Source organism: Legionella spiritensis, from assembly GCF_900186965.1.
GTDB classification, from domain to species: Bacteria; Pseudomonadota; Gammaproteobacteria; order Legionellales; family Legionellaceae; genus Legionella_C; species Legionella_C spiritensis.
In genome coordinates this window covers 2798140-2818362 of sequence record NZ_LT906457.1, presented here as the reverse complement: position 1 = coordinate 2818362, position 20223 = coordinate 2798140, and the positions used below count along the sequence as shown (strand labels likewise).

Here is a 20223-nt window from a genome sequence, read left to right as displayed (position 1 = left end):
ACGAGCGTCATGTATACTTTTTATTTGGCTGACGAAAATGCGACCGAAGAATTGGCGGCCCGAATGGCTGTCTGTTTGATTTTCCCTCTCGTGTTCACTTTAAGCGGAGAAATCGGAGCCGGAAAAACAAGTTTCGTACGCGCTCTTTTGCGAGGGTTGGGGATTGACGGTCCCGTTAAAAGCCCTACGTTTTCACTGCTGGAGAGTTACCAGTACAAAGACTGGCAGATTCATCATTTTGATTTGTATCGTATTCATGATGAGACCGAACTGGAGTATATTGGATTCAGGGATTTTTTTACGCAACGAGCATTTTGCTGTATTGAATGGCCGGAGCGAGCGCCGCATAGCTTGCCCCGCGTCGATATACATGGGGTATTGGCCATCAGTGGCGAGGGGCGTTCGATGAGTCTGTACCCATCCACCGGTGCCGGAGAAATGGTTTTATCTTGCCTGACGGATCAACCATGAAAAATAGAATAAGTATTTTGTTTTTTCTGTTCATATTTATCCCATGCCTCAATGCGGCTAAATTGCAATCGATTCAAGTCAAGCAACAGAAGGGGAAAACCTCACTGTTCTTTACCCTCGATCATGCGGTAGCACACCGGGTGTTTACCTTAACGAACCCGGATCGGGTGGTTGTTGATTTTCAAGACGCCAATCTTGATTTTAATCTGGATAAACTGAACCTGAATAAGGAATTAATCACACTGGTACGAAGTGGACGTCCTGATTCTCATACGCTGCGGCTGGTTTTTGAAGTCAGGGACGCCGTTAAATTGCGCGCCAATCCCTGGAGTAAGAGCGGCGGTGCCAGCCACGCATTCTCGCTGGATATTTCAGCCAATCATCATCAAGGTACGCCTGTCGTTAAAACAAATACGCCGGCTATTACAGCAAAAAAACCGGTTACAGTACGCCATCTTCCTTCCAGGTCGTTGAGAGATGTCATTGTCGTGCTTGATCCGGGACACGGCGGGAAAGATCCTGGCGCAACCGGCCCGCGGCGCTCAAAGGAAAAAAATGTGACATTGGCGATAGCGTTAAAATTGAAGCGGATTATTGACAAGCAACCGGGGATGCGTGCCGTCTTGACAAGAAACAGAGATTATTATGTCGGTTTAAGAGAACGGCTCAAGATTGCCCGAAAATATAATGCCGACGTGTTTGTTTCCATTCACGCGGATGCGTTTATCAATCAACAATCCAGCGGCGCTTCCATTTTTGCCTTATCACAGCGCGGCGCTACCAGTGAAGCGGCACGCTGGCTTGCCGAAAAGGAAAACTACTCCGAGTTAGGTGGTGTTAATCTGAAAGAACTGGATGATCAAAGCGGGTTGGTGCGCGAAGTGCTCATCGATTTGTCTCAAACCGCAACCATTGGCGCCAGTTTGCATATGGGAAACAGTGTGTTACGTAATATCAATACCATTACCAAACTGCATAATCATAAAGTAGAGCAAGCCCGTTTTATGGTGCTGAAATCACCTGATATTCCGTCTATTTTGATAGAGACCGGTTTTATTTCCAATCCTCATGAAGAAAAAAAATTAACGGATCCACGTTATCAAACTCGATTGACGCAGGCCATCTTTCAAGGTATCAAGCGGTATTTCTGGGATTATCCTCCCCATGGCTCCCGCATAGAAGTATTGGTGGGCAATAATACGCATCTGGTGAAAAATGGCGAAACGCTGCCTCAGATCGCAGCCAATTATCATGTGTCAGTTGCGGCTTTGCAAACGGCCAATCATTTGTCCAAAAGCCAGATCAGAGCAGGACAACGACTGTTTATTCCCTCATCATGGTCGTAAGAATTCAGCAGTTATCGTCCGAGGTTGCCAATCAGATTGCTGCGGGCGAAGTGATTGAGCGTCCCGCTTCCGTAGTCAAGGAGTTGCTGGAAAACGCGGCGGACGCGCGAAGCACTTCCATCATTGTTGATATCGGTTTCGGCGGTTTGAATCAAATCAAGGTCAGTGATAACGGGGTTGGGATAGTTGCCGATGATCTGCCTTTGGCCATTGCCGCTCATGCGACCAGCAAAATCAGCCGGCTTTCGGATATTTATGCGCTGGGCAGTCTTGGATTTCGTGGCGAAGCATTGGCCAGCATAGCATCCGTTTCACGGATAATGATAAGCTCAAAACCGGCGCAACAGGAACATGCCATGATGCTTTCCATGGTGGATGGCTCCATGCAATTGACCCCTTGTGCCCGTAATCAGGGAACGACCATTGATGTACGGGATATTTTTTATAACGCGCCAGTCAGAAAAAAATTTTTGAAATCCGAGAAAAACGAATTTCAAGCCATTGAATCAGTGGTCAGGCGATTTGCAATGAGCGCGCCGGAAATTGCTATACAACTGAACCACAATGGTAAGCCGCAACTCAAATTACCTCAGGTTCATACTGAACAGGCACTTCATGCCAGAATGATAAAATTGTTAGGCAAGGCATTTGGCGAGAACGCCATTTACCTGAATGTGGAACATGCCGGTCTGGGATTGCGGGGGTGGTTGAGTCAGCCCCAATACCAACGCAGCCAGAATGACAAACAATGGTTTTATATCAATGGACGCATGGTTAAGGATAAATTGGTTCACCATGCCGTTAAACAGGCTTACGAACAGGTTATCCATCCGGGGAAACATCCGGCTGTTTTGCTTTATTTTACGATTGATCCGGAACAAATGGATGTCAATGTGCATCCGACCAAACATGAAGTACGCTTTCAACAGCCCCGCCTTGTCCATGATTTTATCATGACGCAAATACAACAGGCACTCAACAGGGCTTCGACGGCATCTGTAGCCTGTGCCATGCGGGAACCGGTTTATGATCGTCAGGATTGGTCTGTACGCGAAATGAGTGGTTTATCACGTCTTGATCCGGAAACCTTGATGACCAATGCACCGGAACACAACGTTCTGATGATCGACAGGCAATATATCGTATTCAAGGAAGCAGATCGGGTTTATCTCGCGAACTGGACGGAGTTACAGAAGCTCTGGATGCGGGAGGAATTGTTTAACCGACCACTACCACTGGAGTCTCGTCCGTTGTTGGTTCCGATAAATTACAAGACAAGGGCGCTGTCGATTCAGGATGGCAACGCGTATTGTAAATTACTTGTCCGGTCAGGATTAAAGACTGAATGGATAAATCATGATCAATTGGTTATTCATTCAATACCAGTTATAATACCTGATTTAAATATTAACAGTTTTCTGACGCAGTTATTTTCAATCCCCATGCCCTCTATTGAACAACTTTTAACCATAATGGTGGACAACCAAAGCGCACCACCTTGTTTTGATCAAGCGATCCTGAACGCGTATTTAGGCAAACATGCTGGTAAATCGTTATCAGAGACTTCTTTTTGCAAGCTACTGACAGCCAGTTTGTGTCGGGAACTCATGGATGGCTGAACTGATTTTCTGCCTGATGGGTCCGACCGCTTCAGGTAAAACAGCATTGGCCTGTGAGCTGGTCGAATTATTTCCCATGGAAATCATTAGTGTCGATTCGGCTATGATTTATCGTGGTATGGATATTGGAACGGCGAAACCCGATGCAAGGGAGCTTGTCAGGGCACCACATCATTTGCTGGATATTATTGATCCTTGCGAGTCTTTTTCTGCGGCGCAGTTTTGCGAGGAAGCACACAGCCTGATTGGATCGATTCGCCAGCGTGGCAAAATACCGCTTTTAGTCGGTGGTACCATGATGTATTTCCATGCCTTGCAACAAGGACTTTCAACGTTACCGGAGGCTGATGAAACGATTCGGGAACGGTTATTGCAGCAAGCGAGGCAAACAGGCTGGCCTGCCATGCACGAGGAACTTGCAAAAATCGATGCCGCTTCTGCCGCCCGAATCCATCCCAATGATACGCAACGTCTCCAGCGAGCCCTGGAAGTTTATTGGATTACCGGAAAGCCCTTATCGTATTTTCTGGCCAGACAAAAATCACAGAATAATGGGTACCGATTTATTAATATGATGTTGTTTCCTGATGAGCGCGCCTGGCTGCATGAACGTATTGCCATACGTTTCAAGGCTATGCTGGCTCAGGGATTGGTTAATGAAGTGCGGCAATTAATCAATCAATGGACCTTGACGGCACAACACCCAGCCATGCGTTGTGTTGGTTATCGTCAGGTTTGCGATTATCTGGCCGGACAATTTGATGAGCACATACTGTGCGACAAAGGTATTGCCGCGACAAGACAGCTCGCCAAGAGGCAATTGACCTGGTTACGGCATTGGTCGCAAGGGACTTATTTTTCATGCGATAAACAAGGGGTCGCAAGCGATATCGTGGCAAACATTGCAGAAATATTGGATAATAACCGGCTAGAAGATTCAGGCTCTTGAGGATAGAAAACCATGTCAGAAAATAATAAGCAGCCAGCCTGCACTGAAAAAATGTACGTTGTTCATCGTCGCGATTTGCCTTTGAGTTGTCCAACCGATGAGATGCAATTATGGAACGCTCATCCGAAAGTGTATCTGCCTATTGAGAAAACCGGACAGGAAACCTGTCCTTACTGCGGTTCTCGTTTTATTTTGCAAGATGATTAATTCCATTTGTATAGTCCGTCTCTCGGCATTGGGGGATGTATTGATGGCAGTACCCTTGATAAGGACTTTGCAGGCCGGTTTTCCGAAAGCGAGGATCACCTGGGTTATCTCGCGGCCTGCCTATGATCTGGTTGAGGATATGGATAATGTTGAGTTTATCGTTATTCCCAAGCCGGATTCTGTGGCAGATTATTGGCGCTTCAGGAAGCAATTGAAAGGGAAATTGTTTGATGTCCTCCTGGCGTCACAAGCGAGTTTTAGAGCGAATTTGCTTTATCCGTTTGTGCGTGCCAGACGTAAAATAGGTTATGACCGTTTACGTGCCAAGGATGGACACGGGTTATTTATTAACGAGACTATCCCTCCCGGAAACGATCACACGCTTGATGGCTTTCTAAAATTTGCCCGCGCATTGGGTCTTTCCGATATGGATTTACGATGGGATTTACCAATCCGTGAAGAAGATTATCAATGGGCTCGTGACAGGCTTCCTAATGAGGGACCCATATTGTTGGTTAACCCGGCGGCCAGCAAACCGGAGCGTAGCTGGCTGGTGGAGCGTTACGTTGAGGTTATCCGGGAAGCCGCGCGTCGCTGGGGTATGAAAACAGTCCTGACTGGCGGACCGGGCGATTATGATCGCATGCTGGCCGATGCCATTCTTGCTCAGGTTGACTGTCTGGATTTGGTTGGAAAAACCAAACCCAAACAACTGTTGGCCGTTATCAGCCTGTCTCAGTTGATGCTCTGTCCGGATACAGGCCCTTCACACATGGCAACGGCGGTGGGAACTCCGGTTGTGGCGCTTCACGCTGTCACCAGCTCCGAAGTGTCCGGCCCCTATTTATTCCGGAATCTGGCCGTTGATTGCTACCCGCAAGCTGTCGTTCAAGTGTTGAAACAAACCGAACAAACGAATGTCTGGGGAACCCACGCTCATGGCAAGGATACCATGCACTTAGTGACGGTGGATGCTGTCCTGGCCAAACTTGAAGAAGCGATACATCAGTACCTGCCTTCGTTGGTTGATGCTGTCTAGTACCATTTCCATTTCGTTTTGACAGGTTGTCTTGCACAGAATGTTTGTCTTTTGTCATCCCCGCGAAGGCGGGGATCCATACTGAATCAAGCACTGAGCCACATCAGGAATGGTTTCCCGCCTTCGCGGGAATGACAGTTAACCTGTCAAAATTACATGGAAACAGTACCAGGCTCCGTTTCATTGACGTTGTTTTGCTTATTTGTAATTGCCGCGAGAGCGGGTCAGATCAGGAAGATCGGGCGAGGTGCCCGATCTTCTGTTTTGTTAACAACAGGACAGAATCAGCGATCAGCAGGCATCAGGAACCTGATGATTAATCGCTATCACTGTCGTCTGTTGCTCCAAAGTTCTCGTTAGGCTGTGTACCCTTGCTGTTTTGGAGGAGTAATATGGATTCAGTCAACAATAATCGCTCCTGTTGCTGACGGTTTAAATACAATTGATAGTTGATTTCCGCAAGCAGAATGGCGATTTCCTTTTGTACGGTGGCGGAAGACGCCTGGTTGATTTGAGTAATCCATTGCTGGTTGTTATTTTGGCTGTTGGGTGAATACAGACGCCATGTGGCCATTTGAAATTCACTTAATTGCTGACTGGTTTGCTGATTGGATTGTGATGCGGAGTTTTGCGGCATACGTTTGGACAGAATGTAATACAGATTACTGATCCCCACGGAAGTTTGTGCGGCATACACCCGAAGATTCGCCAGATAATTGGACAGTTGTGTTTTTGCTTTGGCTTGCTCATCAATAGATACTTTCCCTGACGCGTTGGTTGCCTGCGCATACAGATCGTCATAGGCTTTTCTGTTGACCTGGACCAATGGCGCGACGGAGCCAATCGCATAACGAATAAAATTGGCGGCCTGCTGGATCTGATTATTTGCCGTCAAGCCGGTCGTAGATGAATTGGACGTTGAATTATTCGTTTGGCTCGCGGTGTTAAACATCAACGGACCAAGCAAGCTGTCACTGCTAAGTTGTGACACAAGTTGCTGATTACTGGCCGGCAGAGGGTAATAACCGGTTGCCGGAGGTGGTTCGCCGATAACGTTCATCATGACCTGATACTCGGAAAGTATGGGGCCTCCTCCGTTTTTATTGGAATTGTTTTCACCCGTGTAGCACGGGTAAAAATAACCGTTGCCAGGATTGGTACAATAACTTGCGTCCGGTGTGGAGAGAATATTGAGGACAGCCTGGCTGACCGGATCGTTTTGGTACGGTTGCTGATCAATTAAATTGGATACCGATACGGTACTGGATGAGGGGCTGCTGTATTGCGGGAATGTTTTATTAGCATAATTGGTAAAAAAATTAGCGTAATCAGCCAGGTTGCTGCCGGTGTTCGGCAGGAGTTGAAATGTTTGCTGATTTTCTCCGGAGCCTCCTGAGGCTTGAGTGGGCAGGAGAGCGCCGAGTACGCTGACCATCAGATTGACTTCATTTCCGGAAGCGGTCGCCGCGTTTAACAGAAAATTGGTGAAACCGGCCCTGTTTTGCTGAGCGTTGCACGCCCCCCCTGTCTGAGGACAAAAATTAGTCAAGTCGTATCCCAGGTACTCACCAAGGTTAAGCAGGTACTGGTTAATATTATCCAGACTGTTTTGAGTATTGTTTGGGTCATAGGGGCCTTGGGCAAAAGCGGTTGTGGAAGCCAACAGCAGTAATCCGGGCCATATTTTGCGATGTAACTTCTTTCTACTCATCATTCCTCCCCTTCAAGTGCGCGTGCAACAAGTTTCAGACGGTATTCGGAAAAAACTCGCCCAAGCAGGCGCAGTCGTTCAAACGTGATATTTCGTTTCAGAAAAAAACCGGCCGGATCATGGCTGCCGGTACTATTTTCCTCGGCATGAATCAAAATACGCGAGGCGCTTCCGGGATGAATGGTGTCTATGGCCTGTAGCAGACGAAGGCCTCGGCCGGATTTGATATTACCGACCAGGCGGATAAACGAGTCTTCCCGCGCAAGCATCCCCATATCAATTTTTTCAATATCATCCAGTTCCTTGCCCAATCGGTTCATAGCTTCCTCGAACGTCGGATCGTCGTCCGGCGTCCAGTTTTCCACGCTTTCCATAAAAGTTATAACCCGATAGATCATGGGATCTACGTATTCAAACCAGTATTGTGCGGACGCTTCGTGGCTTAAGTCAGGCATTTTTTACTCTTTTTTTACGGTGGTAATAATTGATAGACGACACCTCTTCTAACTACTATAGTATAATATGAAGTGTAAAAGTCTATTATAGAAAAGTAAATTTTATGAAAAATCAGTCTTCTTCAAGAATAGCCACTGTAATAAAAAGCATATTCAATGTGCGCAAATGGGCCGACTACGACAGGATGAAATCATTTACAACCTATCTTGGGGAAGGGTTTAAGAAATTATTTGTACCGCAGAAAAAGGTGGCGACGAAATCCTTTGATAACGCCATGTCGGAGTTTCATGTGACCGAGAAGGATTTGGCCACCCAGAAAAAGGCGCTGTTCCGTTTAAGCATATTAATGTGTATTGCTGCGACGTTGCTGTTTTCCTGGGGAATCTATCATGTTGTTAACGGTTCGCTAAAGGCGGCCGGACTTAGCATGATTGTTATGCTGATAGCTCTGGCCCTGGCTTTTCGATACCATTTTTGGTACTACCAGATTAAAGAGCGAAAACTTGGATGTACGTTGAAAGAATGGTTCAGGGAAGGCTTAATGGGTGGGAAGCGATGAAAAAATTTGCACTGGGTACGTTGTTCGCGTTGTTTCCTTTGCTTGCCTTGGCGCAGGATTCGGGGGCTTTGAGTTTCGCTCCTCCCCCAAGCGACTATTCCGTGGTGTTTCTGGGTAATATATTTGGAATTGTCGATGGTGTGCTGCATGGCACAGGCAGTCAGATCATGGGTACCATGTTCGGCGTATTTAACGCTGCGGTACTGGCACTGGGCGGTATTGTCATTATTTATACGCTCCTGGTATCCACGATGAATACGGCCCAGGAAGGGCAATTGCTGGGTCAAAAATGGTCTTCCATTTGGGTTCCCATGCGTTCTACCCTGGGACTTGCCTTATTGATCCCCAAGGCATCCGGCTATTGTTTGATGCAGATATTTGTTATGTGGGTGGTGGTTCAGGGCGTAGGCGCGGCCGATAAAGTATGGACCGCCGCGCTGAGTTACCTAAACCGCGGTGGTGTTATCGTTCAGACGCAGATTAATCCCATTGCTTCCCTGACCGCAGCCGGTTCCAGTGTGGCAAAAGGCGCATCCACTATTTTAGCCGGCCAGGTTTGTATGGCGGGGATTCAAATGGTACTGGAAAATCAGCGGCAAGGGTACCTGAATCAGAAAAACAAGGGAACGGGCCCCTGTTCCGGCACGCCATCCGCCTCCATGAAAAAGTTTTGTGAAACGGCGGTTCCTGATTTTATTAATTCCGTTAACACCGTAACCGTGCAGAACGATGATCCGGCAAAAGCTTCCTTCGTTGCTAAAATGCCTAATTTTGACACAAACAGTCCTTACGCTGGTTTGAATGGGATATGCGGAACAATTACCTGGGATGCCATATCAAACGAAGATCTTGATAAAACAAAAGAAATTACCGGTGGCTCCGGCGGCCAGGCTTTAACCAGCAGCGAGTTCGAGACGGCGAAAATGTCCAGGGCCATCGCCATCCAGCAAATGTATCTGGATTTAGCCCTGGTAGCCAAAATTATGGTGAATAATGACCCTCAGATTAATCAGGTGGACACGGGGTCAACCAGCACTAATACGAGTTCGTCCAACCAGCCTTTCTCGAAAATTGCTACCCAGCAATTCGGCGTGCCATACCTTGCTTCGGGGTCGCCCTGTGACGGGCCTAGCCAGTCTTGCGTAAGCTGGGGTTCCGACGCGTCCAGTTCTTCACCGTCCATATTCAGCGGTTCGGAGTTTCAGGGGGCTGTTGCCGATTATAATGGTATTATGGCGCCTACCCTTAATTTGATCCGCCAGGCCAAAGATGCCAAATCAGCCAGTGCACAGCGCCAATTCATTCAGAAGGCGCAGACGGAAGGCTGGTTAATGGCCGGCAGCTATTTTTTTGATTTGGCTCGTTTGTCGTCAGCGAGCTTACAGGATGCGGATAAAACGGATAAAGATACCGGGCTGGATTCCAGTTCATTTAAAATTGAAAATATTATCAAGAGTTTCGGCAGCAATAATAAGTGCAAGGATCCCTACCAGGATATTTGTGAATGGATGCAGACAAATCAGGCTCCGATGAATAATGTGGTTAGCCTGATTAATGGCGCCAGTGTTCTGTCAAGGCCGCAGGATCCTCCGGACGTTACCTCGCTGGATCATAAAGCCGTCTCTGGCGCCGGCTCTTCTACGGTATACGGGTTTATAGATAATTCCCTGCTGGTGAACCTGCCTGGACAACCGGGGTTAAAACCCCCGCAGTTTGCTATGAAATTTAATTTTGATATTAATCCGGGAACCATTTACCTGCAATCCCAGAATTTTCCTTGCGGCAAGGTGAAAATTGTATTCTGGAGTTTCTGTCTGGGTTCGTTACTGGGTGATATATTTTACAATTTGATTCTTCGTAATTTGTTTAATTTCTTCCTGAACATGATGGCAACGATCGTGAATACCGTCGTGATCGCTTTTCTCTCCTTGCCTTTATTGGGAATGGCCGATATCTTCAGGTCGGGCGTGTCCTTTATTCAGCAGCCGGACGTGAATCCGGTCATCGCGCTGGCCAATATGGGGGTTAATTATATTAACTTTGCCAGCGATCTGTGGATTTTTCTGACGGTTCTTTCCATCACTACCATTCTGATTCCCTGGTTCGGCATTTTTATAGGGCCGTTGCTGGCAATGGTGATGCCATTGCTGGCGGCCTGGCTTGCAACCATGGTCAGTATCGGTTTCGTGACGGCCTATTACATTCCCATGCTCCCGTATATGATTTTTACCTTTGGAACCATCGCATGGTTAATTGCGGTTATTGAAGCTATGGTCGCGGCGCCCATCGTCGCTCTGGGTGTGACGCATCCGGAAGGACATGAGGCGTTTGGTAAAGGTGAACAGGCCATTATGATTTTGTTAAACGTATTTCTGCGCCCTGCGATGATGATTATCGGTTATATCTCGGGAATTGCCCTGTCTTACGTGTCGGTATGGGTCATTAACGCCGGTTTTTCCAATGCCATAAGCTTTATTCAAGGTGATCCCAATGCTCCTACCTGGAATATTGAGTCATCCAGTAAGGAGTCGTGGGAAAGTTATGGAAAAGGAGCGGCATCAGGCGCACCTTATAAAGATGTCATTGATCAGGGATCCAATTATCAAGGTACTTCCGGCTATAGCCCCGGTGCTGATAGAGCGGGTCGTATCAATACTGAAATTGGTTATACCAGTTGGGCAGGAATATACGGATTCTTTTTCGCCATTTTAATTTACACCACCATGTATCTAACCGCTGTCCAGAAAGCGTTTACCTTAATTACCTATCTTCCTGATAAGGTGCTCCGGTGGATTGGCGGCGGTGAAAGTCTTGGCCAGGAAGCGGCTGGCTGGGCACAGGAAGGTAAACAGCAGATTGAGGGTGCCGGTAAGGCCACGTCACAAGCCGGAGCTGCAAGAGATCAGAAACTTCAAGGTATGGCTGAATCCGGTGCTAAAAAACTGAAAGGTGGCGGTAAAGGCGGTGAAGCCAGTGCCAAAGGTGGTAAAACCCCGGAGGCAACGCCAAGTAGCCCACCGGCTGGAGAATAGGATTTATTACGGCTGTGCGCTTTGAAAACGCAGATATACGATCTGGAAAATTGGCAGGTTAGGTTACAATGAGCAACCCAACCTGCCAATCAAAATAAATTGACAACGGATCCGCGACTTATCGTTGGTATTCTTTGCTTCCCGCGACAATCAGCTTGTAAACCCGTTCACTAATCATGCCTTCTTCAAATTTCTTTTTGGCATCCGCTGTCATTAACTGGCCATACTGACGTACCAGTTTACGGGTTGTGGACGTGACTTCATTCGGATCACCTTCCAGTAAAATATCCCGCACTTCTTCATTGAAAACAAGGTATTCGCGTAATGCGACTCGTTTTTCGTCAACGGTGGGTACAAGTTTTTGCCATATACATAAACGGATGGTTTCCAGAATATCAATGGTTCGACCCAGTCTTTCTTCACCTGAGAAAGACGTCACCAAACGGCGCATGGTTTCAGCGACACCGGATGTATGAAGTGTGGTGTAAACCGGATGGCCCGTTAATGCGGCTTCCAGTGCGGCGCTGATGGTTTCAGCATCCCGACATTCACCCACCATAATCAGGCGAGGCTTGCGCCTCAGGGCGTTACGAACGCCATCTGCGAAATCAGGGAGATGGCGTGGGATCTCGGATTGACTGACAATGGCGGAAACGGTTTCGATTTCATCATAAACGAATTCAATCGGCGCTTCATAAGTCAGTACTTTACGGTTAGAATCTTCCGTCTCAATCAGTTCGCGGATGATGGAAGCCAGTAATGTTGATTTTCCTGAGCCGGTTGCACCGGTTATAAACACAATGCCCTCCTGGGGGGCAATGGCTTCAATGATATTATCCGGCAACCCCATCGTTTCCAGTTTGGGAGGGGTTGTTGGAATAGTTCTCAGGGTAATTTGAATGGAGTCGTGTCCTTCAACCAGGCAAGAGGTAGCATTAACCCGATAACGATAACGAACGCCACGGTTAGGACGAAATTCATAGTGCGTGTCAATGTCTTTTCCTGAAAGAAGCTGCGTGGTGGCATTAGGGCCATAAATGGAATTAATCAAATCGCCCAGTTCAGTGTTGGACAGATTTCGATTGGTAATTTTCAGCAAGCGGCCATACACTTCGGCATAGATTGGCGAGCCTGTCTGGATGGTGATGTCCGATGCGTCCAGACTTTCGGCATGCTCGAGCATTTTATCCATGAATAAGGGAGTGAACCTTGTTGGTTCATCAGGCATTAAATTATTATGACTCATACCGATCACCTTGATTTCAAACGATGGGTTAATTCCGGATATTGCAACGGTAGTGAATAGCGCGCGTTGACTATAAGTCTTTAGGGATAGCTAAAGCCGTATTGCTATCCGGGTCTAACAAGTTCAAGCTCGGAGTAATACCGATCATCCGAATTTTCAGCCGTAAAACATAGGCTCAACAGCTTCTGTGACAGGTTTAATTAACCGGGGCTATAATAGGCTGCCACGCTTTATCACTGATTACAATTTTAGCATTTTGAGCCAGTTTTTCCATGTTTCGGAATTGTTCCAGCGCGTTTTCATCCTTGGCTACGGCGGCACGCCATTCCTTGCTGTTGACATTCAGGCCCGGAAGCGCAGTAATTCGTAATACCCGGTCATCAATATGTATCTCATTACTGTCGCCGGTGATACCCAGATCAGTATGTGAGACGTAAGGCGGGGAAACCATGTTCAGGGCCAGCAGCTTACGATACAGAATCATGCCGACATAATCTTCCTTAATGCGGGCAATACTCTCTTCCAGAATGGTGTTTGCCTGTTCTATGCCATTCTTCCATCCCTTGGTGACGTAGTATTTCCAGATGCGCTGCTCTTCCTTGTTTTTGGGAAGCAGAGTCACATTGGGATATTCCGGTTTTTTATAATCCATCCATAGATATTGCCGCCATGTTGGGGGGGTGGTAATAAATCGTGCCTGTTTCGCTACCTTATAGGTTCTGTCCGAGATGCGGATGGTTTGCGTATCGGCCAGATTGAGGGTGTTTCGTCCTTCGAGCAGAACCGGAGGCAGAATATTATGTTCCAGGGTAAGCGAGTTAAAATCGTAGATGGCGTCAAGATTTCGGGCATGTTTGGTTAATTCATCGTTGACTATTTTTGCTCCGCATGCCAATCCAGACTGTGCGCCCAGACTTAAAGCCGTTTCCTTAAGCGCCATTTCACGGATTTTGCTCGTTGATGGCGTGGCGCGTGCCGATCCTTTCGGGTTGCACATTTGCTGCAAACCGGCTAGCGAGGTTGTGTTGCCAGTCATAACCGCCTGGTTTGACGAGGAGCAGGCAGCCAATAGCGCTGTACATACAAGAATGAGTTTAGGAATATATTTTAGCATAGCGCAATTCAACAACCTGACTGTTAGGGTAAACGTGAAGACTGGCTCTTTTCCCGGCCTGGTAATCAATATTTCTAAGAATTTCTGCCAGACTCTCATCCTTGACATCAAGACTGATTAATACAGGAACGGCAGGCGCTTTCCCAAGAACACGTATACGATAATGTGCTGCCTTGGCGACGCGAGCCGTCAATTCTTCAATGGGGCCGGACCAGTCCACTGAAGCCCTGGCCTGAAGAGAGTAAGCATTCGGTATGGTTAACGTGTTATCTTTTTTGGGAGGCTTGATAACTTTTTCCACCTTGGCCATTTCCAGCATGGAGTCGCTGACGGAAGATGCCGCTTCCGCAAGTTTGATACTCGCGTCATTTGTCGGATTGTTGATCGGCGGTTTTTTAAACGTGCTGTTACAGCCCGACAGCAAAAAAACGGCGATTATAGCCAAGACAAGCTTATTGTTCATCTTCTGAGCTTTATTTATCGGTGAGGACTACCATGATTGAAACAGGAGGATGACGCCTTGTCAAGCAGAAGTATAACGATTTCAAGCCGTTAAATTTTTTCAAAAAGCGCATAAAATACATTCCCGGCCTGTCTGGATTTTATGACGCGCCATTTTTGCGTGTCAGGCGTAAACAATACAGGGGACTCCGTATAAACCAATCCTCCCTTTACCAGAATCGCCCTCATAGCCAGGATTTCCATACATTCGTGCAGGCAATCACTTGCGAAAGGCGGATCGAGAAAAACAATATCAAATTGTGAGTCGTTCGTTTGCAGGTAATGGATGGCATCGGTATGGATGACTTCCAGGTTTTTACAATCAAAGGCGGGCAGGGTTTTTTTAAGATGATGAAATACCTTTGGGAACTGTTCAAGGAAGGTCACGTGGCCGGCTCCGCGAGAGCAGGCTTCAAATCCCAGTGCGCCACTGCCTGCAAAGGCATCGAGACACCTTTTGTCTCTCACCTCGTGCATTAACCAGTTAAACAAGGTTTCCCGGACGCGATCGGAGGTTGGCCGCAAGCCGGCAACGTCCGGAAAGTCCAGTTTTTTCCCGCGAAATCGTCCGCCTATGATACGGATCTGCTGTTTCATGTGTTACCCACTGTGACCAAAAGCATTTGCTCAGGATTAATCTGATCCTGAAACGCTTTTTTGATGTCGGCTGTTGAAACCGATTCAATGTGAGCGATGTAGGTGTCCAGATAATCGTCGGGTAATTTGTAAAACGCGATGCGCAGCAGCATGCCGGCAATACTGCTATTGCTGGCTAACGACAGGGGAAAGCTGCCGGTCAGATATTGTTTGGCCGCGACCAGCTCTTTTTCGCTGGGGCCTGTTTTTAAAAAACCGGACAATGTTTCCCGGGTAACGGCGAGCGCCTTTTGAGCCTGACTGTTTTTGGTCGACAAGCTGATTAAAAAGGGTCCGTCACCCGGCATGGGCATGAACTGACTGACCACGCCATAAGTCAAACCACGTCGTTCTCTTACCTCATGAGCCAGACGAGAAACGAGGGAACCGCCGCCAAGAATGTAATTACCCACCAGTAACGGGAAATAATCCGGTGCCGCGTGGTCGATGCCAACCTGTCCAAGTCTCAGCATGGTTTGCGAGGATGGAAATTTGACATGGATGTTCTCGGAAGAAGGCAGGGCCCTGGCTTTGGGAATGGCGGGAGCCGGTTGACCCTTTGGCATGAATTGCGTGAGTTGACTGGCCAGTTGCCGCGCTTTTTCTTCATTTATGGCTCCGACCAGGACAATAACGGTGTTTGCGCCGGTAAAATAGCGCTTATAAAAAGCGCGCACCTGTTGCGGTGTAATAGCTTTTACGCTTTCAACGGTGCCATTGACAGGGTGGCCATAGGGATGGTTTGGATACAGCTTGTCAAAAAAAATGTTATTGGCTACATCATCGGGAGATTCCTCGGACTGGGCAATGGCTACCAACTGCTGATTTTTTTCCCGTTTAAACGCAGCCAAGGGAAAATCAGGTTTGTTAACAATGAGAGAAAATGTTTTCATTGCCTGACCAAGCGCCGGTTCGCTGGTTAACGTTTTCAACCGCATAATGATCATGTCACGGCTGGCCTGGGCATTAAATTGTGCGCCGGTATCGGCCAGACTTTCCGCAATTTGAGACGCGTCCAGTTTACCATTGCCCTGATCAAGCAACTGTGTGGTCAGGGTGCTTAATCCAAATGATTTGCCGTCATAGGCTGATCCGGCTGCAAACGCGATATTGATGTCCAGCATCGGTACTTCCGGAGCCTCATAGAAAACCACCCTGGCACCATTGTCCGTCTGCCATCTTTTTACCTTGAATGAAGCGGAATAAGACATGGCAGGAATTAAAAGAGTCAGGGAAGTGAATAAACACAGCCATTTTTTCATTGTTGTCCCTCAGGTTGTAATACGGGAAATAATTGCGCTTCGGTCATTAATTTCGGTTGAAAATAACGCTGGGCCGCTTTTTGAATTTGTTCAGGCGTAACGCCGTTGATTTTATCGGTATAGATTTGCGCTGTTTTCCAACCCAGCCCCAGCGTCTCCAGTAATCCAATTTCCATGGCTTGACCGAATATGGAATCCTTTTCAAAAACTTTCTGGGCGATGATTTGTGTTTTAACCCGGTTTAACTCTTTGACACTGACGGGTTCGGTCTGTAGTTTTTTTATCTCTTTGAGAATCCCGGCTTTCATCTCTTCTATGCTGCGATTTTGTGACGGGATGCCAAAGAAAATAAATTGCGTCTGGTAGCGGGAATACAGATCATAAAAAGCATCAACACCGCTGGCTACATGGTTTCCCCGCACCAGGTTTTTGGCAAAACGGGCGCTTTCACCGGCATCGAGAATTCCGGCAATCAGTTCCAGCGCGTAAGGCTCCCAGTCTTCGTCCGCTGTTTTGACGCCAGGCACGGTGAAGCCGAACATCAGCATGGGTAACTTGGCCGGTGCGTTAATGGCTACCGTTTTTGGCCCGAGGCTTGGCGGTTCCTGTTGCGGTTTACGGATGTAGTCAGGCTGTCTGGGTAATTTGCCAAAATATAAGTTAGCCAGCTCATAAACCTTGTCAGGCTTGACATCACCGACGACAACAAGTGTGGCATTGTTAGGTGCATAAAAGCTCCGGTACCAGGACTTTAAATCGTCAACGTGCATATTTTTAAGATCGCTCATCCATCCTATTACCGGATGATGGTAAGGATCCGCCAGATGGGCGGTTGCCAGATATCGTTCGTAGGTCAGGGCCTGGGGGTTGTCATCGGTACGAAGACGACGCTCCTCCTGGATGACCTTGATTTCCCTGGCAAACTCGTCCTTATCAAGGAGTAAATTGCGCATCCTGTCCGCTTCAAGCTCAAAAGCAATCGGCAATTGATTGGCAGCGATTTTTTCAAAATAAGCAGTATAGTCATAATTGGTAAACGCATTTTCCTGTCCGCCGATGTTGGCGATGGTTCTGGAAAAAGTGCCGGCGGGGTATTGAGGCGTGCCTTTAAACATCATGTGTTCCAATGCGTGCGAAACACCGGTTATACCTCCTGGCTCATCGGCGGAGCCGATGTTATACCATATCATGGATACGGCGACCGGCGCGCGGTGATCCTCTTTCACTACAACCTTAAGTCCGTTGTCCAGAGTGTATTTATGAACGTCATTTGCCGCCTGACAGGTGAACGCCGCACAAAGAAGCAATAATGCAAATCGCATGGATTAACTCCGAAGCAAAAAAAGTGATAGAATTTCACATTTCCCTAGTTTTGTACACCTTATGATTAAATGGTTTAAAAGAAATCAGGATGCTAACAGTTCAGCTCCCCAATCTGTGGAGCAGGAATCGAATGGACACTTGCCGGTTGATGAAACAGCGTCCGTTTCGACGCCGGTTTCCGATTCTTCCACAGAGCGGAGTAAGCAGGGGATTTACAGTCGATTCAAGCATGGACTGACCAAAACACGCCACCAGCTGGGCGAAGGGTTAGGGCGTCTGTTACTGGGGCGGAAGGAAATTGACGCGGCCTTGCTGGAAGAGGTTGAATCGTTACTCTTGAGTGCCGATATCGGCCTTGAGGCGACCCAAAGAATAGTACAGCAACTTAGTGACGGTCTGGCACGTCGTCAATTAGCGGATGGCGAGGCGGTTATCGGTTCGTTAAAAAACCACTTGCAGGCTTTGCTGACCGAACATGGCAAACCTTTAATTCCCCAAACGGCTGATCATTCTCCGTTTGTTATTTTAACCGTAGGCGTCAATGGTGCCGGGAAAACGACCACCATCGGCAAATTGGCCAGACAGTTTCAATCACAAGGCAAGAAAGTGATGCTGGCTGCCGGCGACACGTTTCGCGCCGCGGCAATCGAGCAGCTCCAGGCCTGGGGCGAGCGCAACAAGATACCTGTTATTGCCCAGCAAACAGGTGCCGACAGCGCTTCGGTGATATTTGACGCGTTACAAGCCGCCAAAGCACGGGGGATTGATATACTTATCGCTGATACGGCGGGCCGCTTGCATACCCAGGGTAATTTGATGGAAGAGTTGAAAAAAGTGAAGCGGGTTATTAAGAAACTCGACGCCGACGCGCCGCATGAAACGATGCTGGTTCTGGATGCCAGTATAGGACAAAACGCATTGAATCAGGCGCGTGAATTCAATCAGGCTGTCGGTGTAACCGGCATAACCATGACAAAACTCGATGGAACGGCCAAGGGCGGTATTTTATTTGCCATAGCCAATGAATTAGGGATACCATTTCGTTATCTAGGGATTGGAGAAGGGATTGATGATTTGCGCCCCTTCGATGCGGCACAATTTGTCAGGGCGATTTTTAACGATGATTGAATTCGAGCAGGTTAGTAAACGCTATCCTGGCGGCTTGGAAGCATTACGCCAGGTTAATTTTTCCCTGAAAAAAGGAGAAATGGCATTTATTACCGGTCACTCCGGTGCCGGAAAGAGCACTTTGCTGAAACTGATTGCCAGGCTGGAAACGCCTTCTTCCGGGCAATTGATTGTTAATGGTATTCGGCTGAATCTATTAAAAAAGCGAGAGATACCTCATTATCGCAGCAGTCTGGGGATTACCTTCCAATCGCCAAATCTGCTTAATGATCGCAGTGTTTTTGATAATGTGGCCTTGCCCCTTCAGATCCAGGGTATTCAACCTGCCATGATTGCCAAACGCGTTCATGCGGCGCTGGATATGGTCGGTTTGCTGGACAAGGAAAAAATGCAACCGATTCATCTGTCCGGTGGTGAGCAGCAGCGAATTGGTATTGCGCGAGCCGTTGTTCATAAGCCGGCGTTACTGCTTGCCGATGAACCCACGGGAAATCTTGACCCCAGTCTGTCCGCAGAAATTATGAAATTATTCGCGCAATTCAATCAGGTTGGCGTCAGTATTTTGATTGCCACCCATGATTTGGCCCTGATTGCCGGGATGAAGCATCGTATCGTCATGCTGAAGGAAGGCCGGGTATGCTAAAAAACATACAAGCCCGGGGCGCATATCACCTGCAGGCGGCCAGCAGCAGTTTCAATGTTCTGTGTCGCCGCCCGCTCGCGACCATGATGACGGTGGTCGTCATAGCCATTACTCTGGCTCTACCGGCTCTTTTCTGGGTTTTTACCGACAATATAAGCCAGTTAACCGAGGGCTGGCAGCGAGGGGGGCATATTACCCTTTATTTAAAATCAACGTTGACGGATGAGCAGCAAACCGGATTTCTGGTTGAAGTTCAGGCCGTGGAAGGGGTTGGGCATGCTACCCTTAAAACCCCCGGGGACGGTTTGAAAGAGTTGCAGAAACAGGAGGGTATGAATGATATTATGCGTTATCTTCCGCAAAACCCGCTACCTCCAGTCATTGAAATTGTGCCGGCATTGACGGTCGATACGCCATTGAAGGCCGATCAGCTGTTCAATCGTTTAAAGTCCCTGTCCCAGGTTGAACAAGGCAAGCTGGATATTCAGTGGGTAACAAGGCTGCACGCGATTCTTGGTTTCGCCTCGAATGCCGCGCATGCGTTGATGGCTTTGCTGGCGTGTGCCGTGGTTTTAATAGTCGGTAATACCTTGCGATTGGCCATTCATAGCAGGTATGAGGAAATTCAGGTGTTAAAGCTTATTGGCGCAACAGACGCGTTTATCGTACGTCCTTTTTTATATATGGGGATTTGGTATGGTATGGCGGGGGCTGTTTTCGCGGTGCTGCTGGTGAATATTTTCATGCTCAGTATCGCGGTTACCGCCCAGGATCTTGCAGCGTCCTATCAGATGCATTACCCTTTGTTGGGTTTATCGGTCAAACAGGCTTATTTGATTGTATTAACCGCGGTTATACTTGGCTGGATAGGCGCCAGATTATCGGTAAAAAGGCAACTGGCTTCTATTGAGCCTTATAATTGATGTATAATAAATGGATAAGATTTTGGTTCGCGGAACCTGGATTGATGTAAATCTCAAT

At 47.7% G+C, this 20223-nt stretch carries 19 protein-coding genes; 11 read left to right on the top strand and 8 right to left on the bottom strand.

Translation table 11 applies throughout. The features are described 5' to 3' along the window. The first annotated feature begins 9 nt into the window (after window positions 1–9). The 6 genes from tsaE to CKW05_RS12765 are packed head-to-tail and all read left to right on the top strand — an operon-like array spanning window position 10 to window position 5631. On the top strand, window positions 10–471 hold the full coding sequence (tsaE, locus tag CKW05_RS12790; protein WP_095140749.1) for a tRNA (adenosine(37)-N6)-threonylcarbamoyltransferase complex ATPase subunit type 1 TsaE: 462 nt from the start codon (window positions 10–12) through the stop codon (window positions 469–471). Then, window positions 468–1817, top strand: coding sequence for an N-acetylmuramoyl-L-alanine amidase (locus CKW05_RS12785; protein ID WP_058483121.1), 1350 nt, complete (start codon window positions 468–470; stop codon window positions 1815–1817). Before tsaE ends, CKW05_RS12785 begins: the two co-directional genes overlap by 4 nt. Beyond that, window positions 1808–3436: a DNA mismatch repair endonuclease MutL gene (gene mutL, locus CKW05_RS12780; protein WP_058483122.1), complete on the top strand. Its 1629-nt coding sequence runs from the start codon at window positions 1808–1810 to the stop codon at window positions 3434–3436. Before CKW05_RS12785 ends, mutL begins: the two co-directional genes overlap by 10 nt. Then, on the top strand, window positions 3429–4385 hold the full coding sequence (miaA, locus tag CKW05_RS12775) for a tRNA (adenosine(37)-N6)-dimethylallyltransferase MiaA (protein WP_058483123.1): 957 nt from the start codon (window positions 3429–3431) through the stop codon (window positions 4383–4385). The genes mutL and miaA overlap by 8 nt, the downstream gene beginning before the upstream one ends. A gap of 12 nt (window positions 4386–4397) precedes the next feature. Further along, window positions 4398–4592, top strand: a complete 195-nt coding sequence (locus CKW05_RS12770; RefSeq protein WP_058483124.1) for a zinc-finger domain-containing protein — start codon at window positions 4398–4400, stop codon at window positions 4590–4592. A 43-nt stretch (window positions 4593–4635) separates the two neighbouring features. Continuing rightward, a complete protein-coding gene (locus tag CKW05_RS12765; RefSeq protein ID WP_193392653.1) occupies window positions 4636–5631 on the top strand; it encodes a glycosyltransferase family 9 protein in 996 nt (331 codons plus the stop codon). A gap of 316 nt (window positions 5632–5947) precedes the next feature. Here the strand turns inward: CKW05_RS12765 and icmX are convergent, their stop codons facing one another. Next, window positions 5948–7345: a type IVB secretion system protein IcmX gene (gene icmX / locus CKW05_RS12755; protein WP_231950603.1), complete on the bottom strand. Its 1398-nt coding sequence runs from the start codon at window positions 7343–7345 to the stop codon at window positions 5948–5950. After that, window positions 7342–7797, bottom strand: a complete 456-nt coding sequence (gene icmW / locus CKW05_RS12750) for a type IVB secretion system protein IcmW (RefSeq protein WP_058483127.1) — start codon at window positions 7795–7797, stop codon at window positions 7342–7344. Before icmW ends, icmX begins: the two co-directional genes overlap by 4 nt. A gap of 158 nt (window positions 7798–7955) precedes the next feature. Between icmW and icmV the strand changes: the two genes are divergently transcribed. Beyond that, the gene (gene icmV / locus CKW05_RS12745) at window positions 7956–8357 is read left to right on the top strand and encodes a type IVB secretion system protein IcmV (RefSeq protein ID WP_231950601.1); all 402 of its coding nucleotides are present in this window, start codon (window positions 7956–7958) and stop codon (window positions 8355–8357) included. Then, window positions 8354–11389: a type IVB secretion system protein DotA gene (gene dotA, locus CKW05_RS12740; RefSeq protein WP_058483129.1), complete on the top strand. Its 3036-nt coding sequence runs from the start codon at window positions 8354–8356 to the stop codon at window positions 11387–11389. The genes icmV and dotA overlap by 4 nt, the downstream gene beginning before the upstream one ends. Window positions 11390–11507: 118 nt before the next feature. Here dotA and dotB read toward each other — a convergent pair whose 3' ends face one another. The 6 genes from dotB to CKW05_RS12710 form a co-directional block, all read right to left on the bottom strand. Continuing rightward, window positions 11508–12635, bottom strand: coding sequence for a Dot/Icm type IV secretion system ATPase DotB (gene dotB / locus CKW05_RS12735; RefSeq protein ID WP_058483130.1), 1128 nt, complete (start codon window positions 12633–12635; stop codon window positions 11508–11510). Between the two features lie 196 nt (window positions 12636–12831). Beyond that, the gene (locus tag CKW05_RS12730) at window positions 12832–13749 is read right to left on the bottom strand and encodes a type IV secretion system DotC family protein (protein WP_058483131.1); all 918 of its coding nucleotides are present in this window, start codon (window positions 13747–13749) and stop codon (window positions 12832–12834) included. After that, window positions 13730–14212 carry a type IVB secretion system lipoprotein DotD gene (dotD, locus tag CKW05_RS12725; protein WP_058483132.1) on the bottom strand — a complete coding sequence of 161 codons (483 nt, stop codon included), beginning with the start codon at window positions 14210–14212 and terminating at the stop codon, window positions 13730–13732. The genes CKW05_RS12730 and dotD overlap by 20 nt, the downstream gene beginning before the upstream one ends. A gap of 89 nt (window positions 14213–14301) precedes the next feature. Then, a complete protein-coding gene (gene rsmD, locus CKW05_RS12720; protein ID WP_058483133.1) occupies window positions 14302–14847 on the bottom strand; it encodes a 16S rRNA (guanine(966)-N(2))-methyltransferase RsmD in 546 nt (181 codons plus the stop codon). After that, window positions 14844–16148: a M16 family metallopeptidase gene (locus CKW05_RS12715; protein WP_058483134.1), complete on the bottom strand. Its 1305-nt coding sequence runs from the start codon at window positions 16146–16148 to the stop codon at window positions 14844–14846. The genes rsmD and CKW05_RS12715 overlap by 4 nt, the downstream gene beginning before the upstream one ends. Then, the gene (locus tag CKW05_RS12710; RefSeq protein ID WP_058483135.1) at window positions 16145–17470 is read right to left on the bottom strand and encodes a M16 family metallopeptidase; all 1326 of its coding nucleotides are present in this window, start codon (window positions 17468–17470) and stop codon (window positions 16145–16147) included. Before CKW05_RS12710 ends, CKW05_RS12715 begins: the two co-directional genes overlap by 4 nt. 61 nt (window positions 17471–17531) lie before the next feature. Here CKW05_RS12710 and ftsY point away from each other — a divergent pair, with 61 nt between their 5' ends. The 3 genes from ftsY to ftsX are packed head-to-tail and all read left to right on the top strand — an operon-like array spanning window position 17532 to window position 20165. Next, entirely contained in the window at window positions 17532–18599 is a 1068-nt protein-coding gene (gene ftsY / locus CKW05_RS12705) for a signal recognition particle-docking protein FtsY (RefSeq protein ID WP_058483136.1), read from the top strand. Next, window positions 18592–19242 carry a cell division ATP-binding protein FtsE gene (gene ftsE, locus CKW05_RS12700; RefSeq protein WP_058483137.1) on the top strand — a complete coding sequence of 217 codons (651 nt, stop codon included), beginning with the start codon at window positions 18592–18594 and terminating at the stop codon, window positions 19240–19242. The genes ftsY and ftsE overlap by 8 nt, the downstream gene beginning before the upstream one ends. Beyond that, window positions 19236–20165, top strand: coding sequence for a permease-like cell division protein FtsX (gene ftsX / locus CKW05_RS12695; protein ID WP_058483138.1), 930 nt, complete (start codon window positions 19236–19238; stop codon window positions 20163–20165). The genes ftsE and ftsX overlap by 7 nt, the downstream gene beginning before the upstream one ends. Window positions 20166–20223 lie beyond the last annotated feature (58 nt).

Bases quoted from the DNA above. Each gene is read 5' to 3' on its own strand.
- CKW05_RS12710 (WP_058483135.1), bottom strand. From the start codon at position 17,470: ATGCGATTTGCATTATTGCTTCTTTGTGCGGCGTTCACCTGTCAGGCG.
- CKW05_RS12730 (WP_058483131.1), bottom strand. From the start codon at position 13,749: ATGCTAAAATATATTCCTAAACTCATTCTTGTATGTACAGCGCTATTG.
- tsaE (WP_095140749.1), top strand. From the start codon at position 10: ATGTATACTTTTTATTTGGCTGACGAAAATGCGACCGAAGAATTGGCG.
- dotA (WP_058483129.1), top strand. From the start codon at position 8,354: ATGAAAAAATTTGCACTGGGTACGTTGTTCGCGTTGTTTCCTTTGCTT.
- icmW (WP_058483127.1), bottom strand. From the start codon at position 7,797: ATGCCTGACTTAAGCCACGAAGCGTCCGCACAATACTGGTTTGAATAC.
- ftsX (WP_058483138.1), top strand. From the start codon at position 19,236: ATGCTAAAAAACATACAAGCCCGGGGCGCATATCACCTGCAGGCGGCC.
- icmX (WP_231950603.1), bottom strand. From the start codon at position 7,345: ATGATGAGTAGAAAGAAGTTACATCGCAAAATATGGCCCGGATTACTG.
- ftsY (WP_058483136.1), top strand. From the start codon at position 17,532: ATGATTAAATGGTTTAAAAGAAATCAGGATGCTAACAGTTCAGCTCCC.
- CKW05_RS12765 (WP_193392653.1), top strand. From the start codon at position 4,636: ATGGCAGTACCCTTGATAAGGACTTTGCAGGCCGGTTTTCCGAAAGCG.
- CKW05_RS12785 (WP_058483121.1), top strand. From the start codon at position 468: ATGAAAAATAGAATAAGTATTTTGTTTTTTCTGTTCATATTTATCCCA.
- CKW05_RS12715 (WP_058483134.1), bottom strand. From the start codon at position 16,148: ATGAAAAAATGGCTGTGTTTATTCACTTCCCTGACTCTTTTAATTCCT.
- CKW05_RS12770 (WP_058483124.1), top strand. From the start codon at position 4,398: ATGTCAGAAAATAATAAGCAGCCAGCCTGCACTGAAAAAATGTACGTT.
- dotB (WP_058483130.1), bottom strand. From the start codon at position 12,635: ATGAGTCATAATAATTTAATGCCTGATGAACCAACAAGGTTCACTCCC.
- rsmD (WP_058483133.1), bottom strand. From the start codon at position 14,847: ATGAAACAGCAGATCCGTATCATAGGCGGACGATTTCGCGGGAAAAAA.
- dotD (WP_058483132.1), bottom strand. From the start codon at position 14,212: ATGAACAATAAGCTTGTCTTGGCTATAATCGCCGTTTTTTTGCTGTCG.
- ftsE (WP_058483137.1), top strand. From the start codon at position 18,592: ATGATTGAATTCGAGCAGGTTAGTAAACGCTATCCTGGCGGCTTGGAA.
- miaA (WP_058483123.1), top strand. From the start codon at position 3,429: ATGGCTGAACTGATTTTCTGCCTGATGGGTCCGACCGCTTCAGGTAAA.
- mutL (WP_058483122.1), top strand. From the start codon at position 1,808: ATGGTCGTAAGAATTCAGCAGTTATCGTCCGAGGTTGCCAATCAGATT.